Here is a 15,674-nt window from a genome sequence, read left to right on the forward strand (position 1 = left end):
CGTGGGTAATCAAAGTACGAAGACAGCATTGTCGGGCCAACAATTGCCATCAGCGCTGGTGATCGGATCGACGGGCACCCTAATTCTCGGACTGCAGCCTGTGCTGCTCGGCGCGCTTCTCAACGAAAATCGCGTCACTTTCGATGGCCTGGCCCTGATGGCCACGGTGGAAATGCTGGCGATCGGCATCGGCTCGGCGCTGCTGGCACTGCTGTTTTCCGCACGGCACATGCGCCTCAAGGCCATCGTGCTTTTGCTTGGCGCTGCCGCCGGCAATTACTTGACCGCAGGCGCCGATGGCGCAACATCGCTGACCATTATCCGCGGCGTGACCGGACTTCTCGAGGGCGGGCTGATTGCCATCGCTGTCGAATTGATCGCCCGCAGCGCCACGCCCGGACGGCATGGTGGCTGGTTCGTCATTCTGCAAACGCTGGCGCAATGCATCCTGGCGGCAATCCTGGCGCTGATCGTGGTGCCGAAATTCGGATCCGCCGGCGGCTTTCATCTGCTTGCGGCTGCCAGCCTGTTGCCGCTGCTCGCCGTGCCGATGCTGCTGAATGATTACGGCAGCCTGCCCAAGCCCGTCGAAATCGCCGGAAGAGCCGCAGGCTGGGGGAAGCCGGCCATCGCGCTGCTAGTGATTTTCACGCTCTATCTGTTCATCGGGGCAATCTGGGCCTTTCTGGAGCCGATCGGCGGCCAGAACGGCATCGACGCGGCAACGGTTGGCATCATCGTCGCCGCCTCGCTGCTGGTGCAGGTATGCGGCGCGATGAGCGCGACTTTCCTCGAACCCCATCTGCGCTTTCCGATCGTCATTGGCGGCGCTGCGTTTGCGGCCGTGTTGATCAGCCTTGGCTTTGCCTCCGGCCCGTCAGTAACATTGTTCTGGGTACTGTCGCTGGCGACCGGCTTTCTCTGGCTGTTCGTCGTGCCCTGGCAGATCGCCATGGCAGTGGAAATCGACCCCAGCCGCAGATCGACCTTGCTGGTGCCGGCCGCCCAGTTGTTCGGCGCGGCAATCGGGCCCGCTGGTGCTGCTGCCTTCATCCAGGCAGATAATTTCCGGCCGGTCACATGGTTTGCGGCGGGATGCGCATTCGTCAGCCTGCTGCTGTTGCTCGGCCTCGTACTGGCCAGTCGGCGCGGCAAGGAGCTGCAAGCATGACCACGCCTGCCTCATGGACCAACTGGTCGGGCTTCGTCACCGCCAATCCCGCAAACCGCTCCACGCCGGCCACTGTTGAAGAGTTGCAAGGCGTGGTTCGTACTGCGCCCGGTCCGGTGCGCGTGGTCGGCTCCGGTCACTCGTTCACGCCGCTGGTGCCAAGCGCCGGCACGATCGTATCACTGGACAATATCTCGGGATTGCGGTCGCATGACGCGGGAAAAAACCAGGCCACATTCGGTGCTGGCACCCGCCTCGGCGAGCTCACGCCTGCGCTGCAGGGCATCGGCCAGGCGCTGGCCAATATGGGCGACATCGACAAGCAATCGATCGGCGGCGCGCTTGGCACTGCCACCCACGGCACGGGCTCGAAGCTCGGTGCATACCACACGCTCGTCGAACGCGTTGAATTGGTCGATGGCCGCGGCGGCGTGCGCAGCTATGACCGTACCGATCATGCCGAGATGATCGAGGCGATCGGCGTAACCCTCGGTGCCTTCGGCATTTTTACTGAGGTGACGCTCAACAACCTGCCGAGCTATCGGATGCACAAGCGTCGCTGGGTGCTGCCGATCGAGGACATGCTCGCCAATTTCCACGACCTGATGCTGGCCCATCGCTCGGCCGAGTTCTACTTCATTCCGTTTTCCGGCCATGCGATGTTTCTCGCCAGCGACATTACAGACGAGCCGGTAACCCATCGACCGCCGGAGGACGACGAGGAGGGGCTCAAGACCTTGCGGATGTTGCGCAACGGGTTGAAGTGGTTGCCATGGGCGCGGCGCGGGCTGATCCGCAATGCGATGAAAAAGCTGCCGCGCGAGGACTTCGTCGAGGATTGGCTGAAGGTCTATACGAGCGACCGGCAGACCCGCTTCAATGAAATGGAGTATCATCTGCCGCTGGAGGAAGGACCGAAGGCGCTGGCGGAGATCATCCAACTGACGGAAAACCTGTTTCCCGAGGTCTATTTCCCCATGGAAGTGCGCACGGTCGCAGCCGACAATTTTTGGCTCAGCCCGTTCTACAAGCGTCCGAGCTGTTCGATCGCCATCCATCATGATGCGAAGGAAGATCCGCTGGCTTTCCAGAAGGCCGCCGAACCGATCTTCCGTCGCTACGGCGGGCGGCCGCACTGGGGCAAGATGCACAATCTCACCGCCCTCGACCTCGCCAAGCTCTATCCTCGTTTCAAGGATGCGATGGAGGTTCGCCGCGAGATCGATCCCGACAATCGCTTCGTCACACCCTATATCAGCCGCCTGCTGGGGATCGAATGACCGATCAAACCTATTACGCCTCCCTCGACCGCGCGCTCCGGGAGGCTGGCTGCGCGCAGCCAGCGCTGGTCATCGACAAGGACAGGCTCGACGCCAATATCGACATCGTGAAGAGCAAGCTCGCTCCTGGAATGCCCATCCGCATCGTCGACAAGTCGCTGCCGATCCTGCCGCTAATTGCGCATCTGATGGAACAGCTAGGGACCAAGCGGGTCATGAGCTTCCACCTGCCGATCACGCATGCGGTGCTGGCGGCGTTCCCGGACGCTGAAGTGCTGTTCGGCAAACCGATGCCGGCTCCCGCATTGCGCTATTTTCTGCAGGCGAGCACGCCGGACGAGCGGCAGGATTTCTGCCGTCGCGTCGCGTTGCTGGCCGATAGCGCCGTGCGCCTTGCCGCCTATGCGGAAGTGGCACAAGAGTTCGACCTCGCCTTCCGCTTCGCAGCCGAGATCGATATCGGCATGCATCGCGGCGGCTTTGCCGCGCCGTCAGCATTGGCCGAAGCACTGCGGACGATTGCCGGCAACGGACGAATGAGATGCCAGGGGCTGATGGGCTACGAGGCACATCTGCCAAAAATCCCGGGGTTTGCCGGTGGCACAAAGGGCGAGCGCACAAAGGTCAGCGCCCGATTTGCCGCTTTCCTTGATGTCGTCCCCTCGGATTGCCGTGTTATCCTCAACACCGGTGGCAGCAACACTGCACTTGGCTATGGGCGAGATACGCTGGCCAATGAATTCTCGATGGGCTCCGGTTTCCTGGCGACGACGGATTTCGAGGGCGGCGAACTCGCCGCGCTCTCGCCTGCCGTGTTTATCGCCACACCTGCTCTGAAAATCGTCGAGGCCAAGCTACCGGGTCCGGAATTCCTCACCACGCTGATGAAGCGGCTTGGCAAGTTGCCGGCGCGTGGCTGTTTCACTTATGGCGGCAAGTGGATGGCAAAGCCCGCCTACCCCTCCGATCTCCGCGAAAACGCGTTGTGGGGCACGAGTTCCAACCAGCAATTTTTCTCACTGGCCAAGGATAGCACACTGAAAGAGGACGATTTCGTCTTCCTCAGGCCGACGCAAAGCGAGGCCGTGCTGCAGTATTTTGGGGCCGTCCTTGTCTATCAGGGCGGCAAGATCACCGATCGCTGGCAGCCATTGCCGACCGGCTAGAAAATCAATCCCGCAAAGCGGTTTCGTCCCAAACATTTGGTTGCTATAGCTCTCGGCGAACAATCCGCGGAGGGGACATGTCGGCACGCATCGCATTTTTGGGAACCGGATTGATGGGTGCGCCGATGGTGCGCAATCTGTTGAAAGCCAGCTTTACCGTCACCGCCTGGAACCGCTCGCCCGATAAGGCCGAGGCGCTTGTCGGCGATGGCGCACGGTTTGCTGCAGATGTCACAGAAGCCGTCGCCAATGCCGATATCATCATCACCATGGTCTCCGACGGCAACGCTGTACGGGCACTGCTGGACGATGCCGGCGTCGCCAGATCAGCGAAAAAGGGCGCCGTGCTGGTCGACATGAGCTCGATCAAACCGGCCGAAGCGCGCGCGCATGCCGAATTGCTCGCAGCCCATGGCGTGGGGGCCATCGACGCGCCGGTTTCGGGCGGCACGAAGGGTGCGACCGATGGAACACTGGCGATCATGGCCGGCGGCACGGAGGCGGACTTTGCCATTGTCGAGGCTGCGCTTTCGGCGATGGGACGGCCGATCCTGGTTGGGCCATCGGGTTCCGGCCAGCTCGCCAAGCTCGCCAATCAGGGTATCGTCGCCACGACGATCGGCATTGTTGCCGAAGCCATGCTGCTGATGAAGACAGCCGGCGCCGACATGAACCGTTTTCGCGATGCATTGAAGGGCGGCTTTGCCGATTCCATTATCCTGCAGCAGCACGGAAAGCGCATGGCCGACGAGAATTTCGTGCCCGGCGGCCGCTCTATCCTGCAGCTCAAGGACCTCAACAACCTGCTGGCAGAAGCCGGCGAGCTTGGTCTCAGTCTGCCGCTGTCAGAGCTGCAGCGCGAGCGCTTCAAGCATTTCGTCGACGACATGGATGGCGGCGAGCTCGACCATGCCGGCCTGTTTCTCGAGCTTGTGGCACGGCAGAAAGGCTGAATGCCCTTGCCGAACCGGAGTTAGGGACGATCACGCGGGATCGGAACGCCGCCTCTCGGCAGAAATTCTGAAAAGTCCTCGATCGACCGGAACACCGTGGTTTCCGCTATGGTCGGCTCCGCAAATGCCGCTTCCGCCACTGCGACTTCACCCGTTGCCTCAGCCGGGGCGCCATATGTGGCCGCTGCTACCGAGGTTACTGCCTTGTCATTCAGCACCATGCTGCAAGCCTTGGGCAATGACTTGAGCGTCAGGTATGTCGGCTTTACGGGCTTGGTCGGCTTTTTCACCACCTTTGGCGCAGGACGAGGCCTGAGCTTTGCAAACCAATCGGCCAGCGGCTTGCCGCAGCCGCTATCAAACGGTGGGTCGACCTGGTCGTCGCAACCGGCTGAGCCTGCCGGGCACTTGATACGAATGTGGAAATGATAGTGATGCCCATACATAGGCCGGACCTTGGACAACAGCGAGCGATCGCCGGTCCAGCTCTCGCAAAGCTTCTTCTTGATGCCGGGATGGACAAAAATGCGCTCGACCTGCGGATAGCTCGCGGCCCGCATGATCAGGCTGGCAGCAGACTTGCTCCACTTGTTGGGATCGACATAGAGCGAGCCCTTGCGCAGCATCGAGTTTTCCGGAAACGTTTCGCGTTCCTGGTAGGAAAGCTTGCGGTTCGGCATCGGTGTCAGCCAGACGTCGGCATCAAGACCGATCTGGTGCGAGGCATGGCCAGACAGCATTGGGCCGCCGCGCGGCTGCGAGATGTCGCCCACCAGCAAACCATTCCAGCCATCCTGGTCGTGAGCCTCGTGCGACAGTTTCTCGATCAGCGCCAGCATGCGCGGGTTGCCCCAGCGACGGTTGCGCGAGGGATGCAGCACCTGCCAGGTCGGACCGTCGGTCGGCAATGCTTCGCCGCCGGCGAGACAACCCTTGGCATAGAAACCCAGCGACGCCGTGTCGCCCCTGGTCGGCAATTCCACCGCGCCGAACAGCTGCTTTGCGGGGATCGGATCGCCGGCAAACGCGGACTGCACGCCCATTGTCAGACCGAGCGCGACAGCCGCGATGCGAAACAGGTTGAATCTCAATTCGCCATCCTTCAAGCGTAACCGGCGGATAAGCCGGCACAAAGTGATTTGCTTTTCATACCACAGATAGCGCCAATTTTGGTGAATCGATGAACAGTCCGAAAATTGCTTTGCCGCCAGCGGCAAATTTGCCACGATGATTTTTTCACATAAGATCAGCGACGGATTCGTTTGCAGAAGGAAATTGAGATGGGATTGCACATGCTTGGAAAGTTCTCACGCCTGCCGACAATGATGCTGGCGCTTTCCCTTGTGCTTCCCACCGCAGCTTTTGCCGATACCTGGACCAACGGGATTTCCACGATTGGCGAGCTGAAATACCCGCCGGGCTTCAAACATTTCGACTATGTCAATCCGGATGCGCCAAAGGGTGGCGACCTGCATCTGTCGCAACTCGGCACGTTCGACACGCTCAATCCGGTGCCCAACAAGGGCAATATCGAAGCAAGCGTCGGCCTGGTCTACGAGACGTTGATGAAGGCATCCTCCGACGAGGTGTTTTCGAGCTACGGCCTGCTCGCCGAGAGCATTTCCTATCCCGCCGATTTCTCTTCGGTTTCCTTTCGGATAAATCCCAACGCGAAATGGGCCGATGGCCAGCCGGTCACGGTCGAGGACGTGATCTATTCGTTTGACAAAACCAAGGAACTCGATCCCAGCAAGGCAAGCTACTATGCGCATGTCACCAAAGCCGAGAAGGTTGGCGATGCCGAGGTAAAGTTCACCTTCGACCTCAAGGACAATCGCGAGCTTCCCAACGTCATGGGCCAGTTGCTGGTCGTGCCGAAGCATTGGTGGGAGGGCACGAACGCAGCCGGCAAGAAGCGCGATATTACCGCAACCACGCTTGAGCCAGTGATGGGTTCGGGACCCTACAAGGTCGCCTCGATCAAACCCGGCTCGGCCATCAAATACGAACTCCGCGACGACTATTGGGGCAAAGACCTGCCGGTCAATGTCGGCCAGAACAATTTCAGGTCGATTGAGTACACCTATTTCTCCGATCGCAACGTCCAGTTCGAAGCGTTTCGCGGCGGCAATACCGATTACTGGACGGAGAACGCCGCTAAGCGTTGGGCGACCGCCTATGATTTTCCCGCAGTGAAACAGGGCAAGATCAAGCGCGAACTCTTCGAAAACGATTATCGCGCGCAGGGTGTGATGGTTGGGTTCATTCCCAATCTTCGCCGTGAGAAATTCAAGGATCAGCGCGTCCGCGAGGCACTGAATTACGCGTTCGATTTCGAGACGCTGCGCCGCACGATCTTCTACAACAGTTACCAACGGATCAGTTCCTATTTCTATGGCACCGAACTGGCATCCAGCGGACTGCCGCAGGGCAAGGAACTCGAAATCCTCAACAGCCTGAAGGACGAAGTGCCACCTTCGGTGTTCACCGAGGAATACAAGAACCCGGTGGCGGGCGACCAGACGAAGCTGCGGGACAATCTCCGCAAGGCGGTCGGCCTCTTCAAGCAGGCCGGCTACGAAATCCGCGGCAACAAGATGGTCAACAGCAAGACCGGCGAGGCTTTCAGCTTCGAGATCATGCTCAATTCGCCCATTATCGAGCCTGTTGCACTGGCTTTTGCCGCAAACCTGAAGCTGATCGGCGTGACGGCCACTGTGCGGGCGGTCGATGACTCGCAATTCACCGAACGGGCTCGCACGCGCGATTTCGACGTGATGTACAATGGCTGGGGCGAAAGTCTCAACCCCGGTAACGAGCAGGCGGAGTATTGGGGTTCTAAAGCGGCTGGCATCGAGGGCACGCGCAACTGGATGGGCGTTTCCGATCCGGCCATCGACAAGCTGATCCAGAAAGTGATCTTTTCGGTGAAGCGCGACGATCAGGTGGCCGCCGTCCACGCACTCGACCGGGTATTGCTGCACCACCACTACCTCGTCCCGAGCTATACGCGCCGCCAGGTACCCACGGCCTATTGGGATAAATTCGAGCGCCCCGCCAACCTGCCGACCTACTCGGTCGGCTTCCCGACCATCTGGTGGGCCAAGCAATAGGGTTGCGCGAGGCTGGCAAAAGGCTTGCGCTTTAGGCCGGGTTGGAATTGTTTGTAAGCATGCGAATCAGCCGATGCGGCTGTTTTCGCCGCGACGATTGGAGAATTTGTTGGCATTGACGGCGACGCACCTCATCCGGACGGAGACCTGACTTGGGAGCCTATATTCTCCGGCGCCTTCTGCTGATCATCCCGACGCTGTTCGGCATCATGCTGCTATCCTTCACCATCGTGCAGTTTGCTCCCGGCGGGCCGGTGGAACAGATCATCGCCGAGTTGACCGGACAGGACAACAGTGGCGACCGGCTCGACAGCGGCGGCAGCGACACGGGGATGAACGACACCGCCGGCAGCACGAACGATCGCTATCGCGGTGCGCAGGGGCTCGATCCCGACCTCATCAAGAAACTCGAAAAACAATTCGGCTTCGACAAACCAGCCTATCAGCGCTTCGGCGAGATGTTGTGGAATTACTCGCGCTTCGATTTCGGCGAGAGCTTCTTCCGCAATGAGACCGTGCTCAACCTGATCATCGAGAAGATGCCGGTATCGATCTCTCTCGGCGTGTGGATCCTGCTGTTTTCCTACGCCATTTCCATACCGCTCGGCATCAAGAAGGCGGTCTCGGATGGCTCGACATTCGATGTCTGGACATCGGGTGTCATTATCGTCGGCTATGCCATTCCCGGCTTCCTGTTCGGCATTCTGCTGATCGTCGTGTTTGCCGGCGGCTCGTTCTTCAACTGGTTTCCGCTGCGCGGCATCGTCTCGGATAATTTCGATGATCTCAGCATCGGCGGCAAGGTTTTCGACTATGTCTGGCACATGACCCTGCCGGTGCTGACGCTGGTGCTGTCCTCCTTTGCGACCACGACACTGCTCACCAAGAATTCCTTCATCGACGAGATCAGGAAGCAGTATGTGGTGACGGCCCGCGCCAAGGGCCTGACGGAAAACAAGGTGCTCTACGGCCATGTGTTCCGCAACGCCATGCTGATCGTCATTGCAGGCTTTCCGGGTGCGTTCATAGGCGCGTTCTTTTCCGGCTCATTGCTGATCGAGACGATCTTCTCGCTCGATGGCCTGGGGCGGATGGGTTATGAGGCAGTGCTCAAGCGCGACTACCCGATCGTCTTCGGTACGCTCTTCATCTTCTCGCTGATGGGCCTGCTGGTCGGCCTGCTGTCGGACCTGATCTATACCTGGGTCGATCCACGCATCGATTTCGACAAGCGGGAGGTCTGAGCGATGGCAAAAAGACCATTCCTGTCGCCTCTCAACAAGCGCCGCTTGCAGAATTTCAAGGCGAACAAACGCGGCTATTGGGCATTCTGGATCTTTGTCGTTCTGTTCGGGCTCAGCCTGTGCGCCGAGCTGATCGCCAATGACCGGCCGATCCTCGTTTCCTACAAGGGCGAGATGCTGTTTCCTTTCGCAGTTGACTATCAGGAAGACAAGTTTGGCGGCTTCCTGGCGCAGACCGACTTCCGTACCGACTATATCCGCGACGAGATCAACGCCCATGGCTGGATGATCTGGCCGCCGATCCGCTATTCCAACGGCACAGTCAATTCCAATATCCCCCATTCGGCGCCGACCGAACCGTGGTGGCTGATGGACGCCAAGGATCGCTGCGCAGGCTACCCGCTCGCTGATAAGGATCCGGGCTGCACGCTCGGCAACATGAACTGGCTGGGCACCGACGACCAGGCGCGTGATGTACTGGCACGGATCATCTATGGCTCGCGCATATCGATCCTGTTCGGGCTAGCGCTGACCTTTGCCTCGGCCGTCGTGGGCGTGATCGCCGGTGCGGTGCAGGGCTATTTCGGTGGCCGCACCGACCTGATCATGCAGCGCTTCATCGAAATCTGGTCAGCTATGCCGGTGCTCTATATCCTGCTGATCATCGCCGCCATCCTGCCGCCGGGGTTCTTCATCCTGCTCGGCATCCTGCTGCTGTTTTCATGGACCGCGTTTGTCGGCATTGTGCGCGCGGAATTTCTCCGGGCACGAAATTTCGAATATGTCCGGGCGGCCCGCGCGCTGGGCGTCGGCAACATCACCATCATGTGGCGGCACCTGCTGCCCAACGCGATGGTGGCGACGCTGACCTTCCTGCCGTTCATCCTTTCTGGGTCGATCACGACGCTGACCTCGCTGGATTTCCTCGGCTTCGGCCTGCCACCTGGTTCTGCATCGCTCGGCGAACTGGTAGGCCAGGCGAAATCGAACCTGCAGGCGCCGTGGCTGGGCTTCACCGCCTTCTTCACGCTCGGGCTGATCCTGTCGCTGCTGATCTTCATCGGTGAAGCCGTGCGCGACGCCTTCGATCCAAGGAAGACATTCGGATGACCGATCCCCTGCTTTCCGTGCGCGACCTGTCCGTCGCCTTCCACCAGGGCGGCGGGACGTCGATTGCCGTCGATCACGTTTCCTTCGATATCGCCAAGGGTGAGGTCGTGGCGCTGGTGGGAGAATCCGGCTCGGGCAAGTCGGTGACCGCCAATTCCATACTCAAGTTGCTGCCCTACCCTGCCGCAAGCCATCCTTCGGGGGCGATCCTGTTCAAGGGCAAGGATCTCCTGAAGACAGGTGTCGAACGGCTGCGCCATGTGCGCGGCAACGACATCACCATGATCTTCCAGGAGCCGATGACGTCACTCAATCCGCTCCATTCGATCGAACGGCAGATTGCCGAAATCCTGCAACTGCATCAGCCGATCGGCAAGGCTGATGCGCGCAAGCGGGTCATCGAACTGCTACTACAGGTCGGCATAAGGGAGCCGGAGAAGCGGCTGAGCGCCTTTCCGCATGAGCTGTCCGGTGGTCAACGCCAGCGCGTGATGATCGCCATGGCGCTCGCCAATCGCCCGGAACTGTTGATCGCCGATGAGCCGACGACGGCTCTGGACGTCACCGTGCAGGCGCAGATCCTCGAACTGCTTGCCAAGCTCAAGACCGAGCACGGCATGTCGATGCTGTTCATCACGCATGATCTCGGCATCGTCCGCAAGATCGCCGACCGCGTCTGCGTGATGACCAAGGGCAAGATCGTCGAGACCGGCCCGACGGCCGAGATCTTCGCCAATCCGCAACACGCCTATACCAAGCATCTACTTGCCGCCGAGCCCAAGGGCGAGCCGCCGGTATCGGACGCCACCAAGCCGATCATTGTCGAGACACAGGACCTGAAGGTCTGGTTTCCGATCAAGACCGGCTTCCTGCGCAAGGTCACCGATCATGTGAAGGCGGTGGATGGCATCGATCTCTCGCTCAAGGCCGGCCACACGCTGGGCATCGTCGGCGAATCCGGTTCGGGCAAGACGACGCTTGGGCTGGCGATCACCCGGCTGATCTCCTCGCGCGGCCGCATCGCCTTTGTCGGTCGCGATATCCAGGGCGCCAGCTTCTCTGCCATGCGGCCGCTTCGCCGCCAGATGCAGATCGTCTTCCAGGATCCGTATGGCTCGCTGTCGCCGCGCATGTCGGTGGGAGATATCGTCGGCGAGGGCTTGAGCATCCACGAGCCACACATCAATATCGACGAGCGTGACCGACTGGTGTCGGAAGCGCTGACTGAGACCGGCCTCGATCCGGAAACCCGCCATCGCTATCCGCATGAATTCTCCGGCGGCCAGCGCCAGCGCATCGCCATTGCCCGCGCCATGGTGCTGAAGCCGAAATTCGTCATGCTCGACGAGCCGACTTCGGCGCTCGACATGAGCGTGCAGGCGCAGGTGGTGGAATTGCTGCGCGACCTGCAGGTCAAGCACGACCTGGCCTACCTGTTCATCTCGCACGATCTGAGGGTGGTGCGGGCGCTTGCCAATGACATCATCGTCATGCGCAATGGCAAGGTCGTGGAACAGGGCTCCTCGAAGACCCTGTTCGCCACGCCGCAGGAGGACTATACCAAGGCGTTGCTGGCCGCGGCTTTCAACATCGAAGCTGTCAAAACTCCATCCATCCATCAGTGAGTTCGCCTATCATGCCTGCCAAGAGCCCCATCATCGTCGATCTACGCTTCCATCCCGACCAGGTGCGGGAGGGTCTGAAGCATGCTTTTCCCGGCCGCGAGGTGATCAACCGTGCCGATCCGCAACATGCCAATCGCGATCTCTCCGGCATTGATTATGCGCTGCTGTGGAAGCCGCTCGATGATCTCTTTTCGCGCGCAACCGATCTGAAGGTACTTTTCTCGGGCGGAGCCGGTGTCGATCACGTGCTCACCCTGCCCGGCCTCCCCAACCTGCCGCTGGTACGCTTCGTCGATCACACGCTGACGACGCGGATGAGCGAATGGATCGTGATGCAGTGCCTGATGCATCTGCGCCAGCATCTCGCCTATGATCGTCAGCAGCGTCGGAAGATCTGGAATGCGCTGACCCAACCGGAAGCCGCCGATCTCACGGTCGGCGTCATGGGCATGGGCGTGCTCGGCAGTGACGCCGCGCGCAAGCTCGGGGTCATGGGCTTCAAGGTGATAGGCTGGTCCAGGAGCGGCAAGGCCGTCGATGACTTCGAGATGCATGCCGAAAGCGGGCTCGACACGTTTCTCGGCAAGACCGACATCCTCGTCGGACTGCTGCCCTTGACCGAGGGCACGCGCAACATCTTCGACGGCAAGCTGTTTGCAAAGCTCAAGAAAGGTGGCGCGCTCGGCGGCCCCGTCTTCATCAACGCCGGACGTGGCGGCAGCCAGGTCGAGGGCGACCTGATTGCGGCTCTCAACAATGGCACTCTGAAGGGCGCGTCGCTCGATGTGTTCCAGACCGAGCCGCTGCCGGATACATCGCCGTTCTGGACGATGCCCAACGTCATTCTCACGCCACATTCGGCGGCGGACTCGGATGTCGCGGCGCTGTTCGGCTCCGTCCAGCGGCAGATCGAACGCTTCGAGCGCGGCGAACCGCTCGAAAATGTCGTGGCACGCGACGCGGGCTATTGATCAGCCGTCGATGAAAACCGCATCGAACGGGATCGGCACGTCGATCTCGACGGTCGGTTTTGCGGACAGGTTACCTGTCGAGAAATCCCAGCTGAAGATACTGACGCCGTCCGATTTCTGGTTGGCAACCGCCAGAAGTCGCGCGGATGGATCGAGACGGATCGCGCGCGGGAACTTGCCGCCGCAGTCCACTTCATCGCGGAGCTTGGCAATTCCGCTATGCGCGTCGACGAAAAACACGGCGATCGTATCGGCGTTGCGATTGGCGGCGAGCACGTAGTGCCCGTCCGGCGAGATTGCGATGCCTGAGGGGTAGTTGCGGAAATTGCCTGTCTTGCGCGTCGACGGCTCCGAGGTGATGAGTTCGGCTGCGGCGCCATCCTTTTCAAAGGCGATCGTCATCAATGTCGGGTCGAGTTCTCCCGTAATATAGATGAGCGGCCTAGATGGATGAAAGACCGGATGGCGGGGGCCGGTGCCGGGCGGCAATCGCAACTGACTGGCCAGCGAGATTGCGCCGGTTGTCACATCGAAGCGATAAAAATAGGCGCTGTCGGTACCGAGATCGACGGCGGCCAGCAGGCGATTGTCCGGGCTAATCGCCACGCCGTGGCAATGCGGGCGGCTCTGGCGCCCAGTGTCCGGACCGTGGCCGGCATGCCGGGCGGAACCGGTCATCACGCCTAGAGAGCCATCGGCCAAAATCGGGAAGACTGCCACCGAGACCTGATCGAGCGGGTCGCCGTCCTGGTAATTTGCAGCGAACAGGAAATTTCCGCTGCGATCGAGGCAGAGATGCACCGCGCCATTGCCGCCAGTTTCGACGTGTCCGAGCGAGGCAAGCCGATTGCCTGTGCGCTTGAGTGCAGTCACCTGGCCATCCACCTCGGGAAGTTCACCTGCCACATAGAGTGCCGACTTGACATCCGACCAGGCAAGATAGGACGGGTAACTCGTGGCTTCACTGCCTTGTACCGACTGTGCTGTGCCCTTGGCGGGATCGAGTTTGTAGAGGTGAATCCCGCCTTTCTGCTTATGTCCCGCACTGTCCTTGCCTGCGCCGGCCGCTACAGCGAGCAAAATATTGGTCATCCGTCATCCCTCTGAATCGCGAGGATTCTGTTCTCCTGTTTTTGTCGATCTTGCAAGCGTCCTGCGACATATTGCCGTTTACGTCAAAGTAAGATAGTTCGTGAATTGTCTTGCGGGGGCGCCGTTATTTGCGCATCCTGCTGGCGACGCAGAAACGGGAGTCTGCGGGCGGAACGGGAGTTCGCCGGCGGAATGGAGGAGACTATGGCATTGGTTGAAGCGGCTGGCGGCGACATCAGGACATCGCGGATTTGGCTAAAATCCTATCCCGAAAGCGTGCCGGCCGAGATCGGTCCGTTGGCCCATAAGTCTGTTGGTGCGCTGTTCGAAAAAGCCTGCATCGACAACAGCAGCAAGCCGGGCTTCACCTGCATGGGCAAGACCATGAGTTTCGGCGAAGTCGGCGAAGTCTCCACCAAAGTCGCGGCCTGGCTGCAGGCAAAGGGCGTCAAGAAAGGCGACCGCGTCGCCATCATGTATCCAAACATCCTGCAGTTTCCGGTCGTGGCCATGGCCGTGCTGCGCGTCGGCGCCGTGGTCGTCAACATCAATCCGCTCTACACACCGCGCGAACTGCATCACCAACTCGCCGATTCGGGCGCAACCGTGCTGTTCGCGCTCGAGAACTTTGCTGCCACCGTGCAGAATGCCATCGGCGGCACGGCGGTGAAGACCGTCGTCGTGGCAACGATGGGCGACCTCCTGGGCATCAAAGGCCATATCGTCAATTTCGTTGTCCGGCGAGTCAAGAAGATGGTGCCGGATTGGGCCCTGCCGGGGCACGTGTCGTTCAACACCGTGCTGGTGGAAGGCGCCCGATCATCCTTCAAGCCCGTCGATATCGGCCCCAGCGATCTCGCCTTCCTGCAATATACCGGCGGCACGACCGGCGTCGCCAAGGGTGCGATGCTGACCCATTCCAACGTGCTTTCAAACGCGGCCCAGACGACGGTCTGGTTGAAAACCATGTTTGACCTCAAGGGCAAGCCCGCCGACCTGACCTTCGTCTGCCCGTTGCCGCTCTATCATATCTTCGCGCTGACCGTGAACATGGTCATGGGCATGAACGAGGCCGCACGCAACATACTGATCCCCAATCCACGCGACATTCCCGGCTTCATCAAGGAGCTCAGGAAATATCGCTTCCATGTGTTTCCGGGCCTCAACACGCTGTTCAATGCGCTGGCCAACAATGCCGATTTCAAGACGCTGGATTTCTCGCACATGCTGCTGACGCTGTCGGGGGGCATGGCTTGCCAGCGACCTGTTGCCGAGCGCTGGCAGGCGGTGACCCATTGCGTGATTTCGGAGGGCTATGGTCTTTCGGAGACCTCGCCGATCGTCACCGTCAATCGGCTGGATGCGACAGGCTTTACCGGCAGCATCGGCCTGCCGCTGCCTTCGACCGAAATCGAGATCCGCGACGATGACGGCAACACACTGCCGCTCGGTGAGGTCGGTGAGATCTGCATTCGCGGGCCACAGGTGATGGCAGGCTACTGGAACCGCCCCGACGAGACCGAGAAGGTGATGACATCGGACGGCTTCTTCCGCTCCGGCGATATGGGCTTCATGGACGAGCAGGGCTACACCAAGATCGTTGACCGCAAGAAGGACATGATCATCGTCTCGGGCTTCAACGTCTATCCGAACGAGGTCGAGGAAGTGGTGGCCGCGCATCCCGGCGTGCTGGAAGTCGCAGCCATCGGCATCCCCGACGATGCTTCGGGCGAGGCCGTAAAACTGTTCATCGTCCGCAAGGATCCGACGCTGACCGCCGAGGCCGTCAAGGCGTTCTGCGCGACATCGCTGACCAACTACAAGCGCCCGCGCCAGATCGAATTCCGCGACAGCCTGCCGAAATCGAATGTCGGCAAGATACTCCGGAAGGAGTTGCGGGGATAGGCATGGCAGCGCATCTGCCCTCCTGCTGCATTGGAGCCATGCGT

Annotated in this window: 12 protein-coding genes; 10 read left to right on the forward strand and 2 right to left on the reverse strand. The window is 60.4% G+C overall.

The features are described from left to right. Nucleotides 1–28: 28 nt before the first annotated feature. Genes ACXHRN_RS20965 through ACXHRN_RS20980 form a run of 4 tightly spaced genes read left to right on the forward strand, consistent with a single transcriptional unit; the run spans nt 29 to nt 4,570 of the window. Nucleotides 29–1,171, forward strand: coding sequence for an MFS transporter (locus ACXHRN_RS20965; protein ID WP_488638237.1), 1,143 nt, complete (start codon nt 29–31; stop codon nt 1,169–1,171). Continuing rightward, nucleotides 1,168–2,451: a D-arabinono-1,4-lactone oxidase gene (locus ACXHRN_RS20970; RefSeq protein ID WP_488638238.1), complete on the forward strand. Its 1,284-nt coding sequence runs from the start codon at nt 1,168–1,170 to the stop codon at nt 2,449–2,451. Before ACXHRN_RS20965 ends, ACXHRN_RS20970 begins: the two co-directional genes overlap by 4 nt. Beyond that, complete coding sequence (locus tag ACXHRN_RS20975) at nt 2,448–3,617, forward strand: alanine racemase (protein WP_488638239.1); 1,170 nt, start codon at nt 2,448–2,450, stop codon at nt 3,615–3,617. The genes ACXHRN_RS20970 and ACXHRN_RS20975 overlap by 4 nt, the downstream gene beginning before the upstream one ends. Next, nucleotides 3,602–4,570 (forward strand): NAD(P)-dependent oxidoreductase, encoded by a 969-nt coding sequence (locus ACXHRN_RS20980; protein WP_488641964.1) that lies wholly within the window; start codon nt 3,602–3,604, stop codon nt 4,568–4,570. The genes ACXHRN_RS20975 and ACXHRN_RS20980 overlap by 16 nt, the downstream gene beginning before the upstream one ends. Nucleotides 4,571–4,590: 20 nt before the next feature. Here the strand turns inward: ACXHRN_RS20980 and mepA are convergent, their stop codons facing one another. Then, nucleotides 4,591–5,613, reverse strand: a complete 1,023-nt coding sequence (gene mepA, locus ACXHRN_RS20985) for a penicillin-insensitive murein endopeptidase (RefSeq protein WP_488641965.1) — start codon at nt 5,611–5,613, stop codon at nt 4,591–4,593. A gap of 249 nt (nt 5,614–5,862) precedes the next feature. Between mepA and ACXHRN_RS20990 the strand changes: the two genes are divergently transcribed. The 5 genes from ACXHRN_RS20990 (at nt 5,863) to ACXHRN_RS21010 (ending at nt 12,633) form a co-directional block, all read left to right on the forward strand. Continuing rightward, the gene (locus tag ACXHRN_RS20990; protein ID WP_488641966.1) at nt 5,863–7,683 is read left to right on the forward strand and encodes an extracellular solute-binding protein; all 1,821 of its coding nucleotides are present in this window, start codon (nt 5,863–5,865) and stop codon (nt 7,681–7,683) included. 152 nt (nt 7,684–7,835) lie between these two features. After that, complete coding sequence (locus ACXHRN_RS20995; RefSeq protein WP_488638240.1) at nt 7,836–8,927, forward strand: microcin C ABC transporter permease YejB; 1,092 nt, start codon at nt 7,836–7,838, stop codon at nt 8,925–8,927. A gap of 3 nt (nt 8,928–8,930) precedes the next feature. Next, nucleotides 8,931–10,037 (forward strand): ABC transporter permease, encoded by a 1,107-nt coding sequence (locus tag ACXHRN_RS21000; RefSeq protein ID WP_488638241.1) that lies wholly within the window; start codon nt 8,931–8,933, stop codon nt 10,035–10,037. Then, entirely contained in the window at nt 10,034–11,662 is a 1,629-nt protein-coding gene (locus ACXHRN_RS21005; protein WP_488638242.1) for an ABC transporter ATP-binding protein, read from the forward strand. Before ACXHRN_RS21000 ends, ACXHRN_RS21005 begins: the two co-directional genes overlap by 4 nt. Nucleotides 11,663–11,673: 11 nt before the next feature. Beyond that, nucleotides 11,674–12,633 (forward strand): 2-hydroxyacid dehydrogenase, encoded by a 960-nt coding sequence (locus tag ACXHRN_RS21010; RefSeq protein ID WP_488638243.1) that lies wholly within the window; start codon nt 11,674–11,676, stop codon nt 12,631–12,633. Here the strand turns inward: ACXHRN_RS21010 and ACXHRN_RS21015 are convergent, their stop codons facing one another. Continuing rightward, nucleotides 12,634–13,725, reverse strand: coding sequence for a lactonase family protein (locus ACXHRN_RS21015; RefSeq protein ID WP_488638244.1), 1,092 nt, complete (start codon nt 13,723–13,725; stop codon nt 12,634–12,636). A gap of 204 nt (nt 13,726–13,929) precedes the next feature. Here ACXHRN_RS21015 and ACXHRN_RS21020 point away from each other — a divergent pair, with 204 nt between their 5' ends. After that, complete coding sequence (locus ACXHRN_RS21020) at nt 13,930–15,630, forward strand: long-chain-fatty-acid--CoA ligase (RefSeq protein ID WP_488638245.1); 1,701 nt, start codon at nt 13,930–13,932, stop codon at nt 15,628–15,630. Nucleotides 15,631–15,674: the final 44 nt, after the last annotated feature.

This window comes from Shinella sp. OV683 (assembly GCF_057787725.1).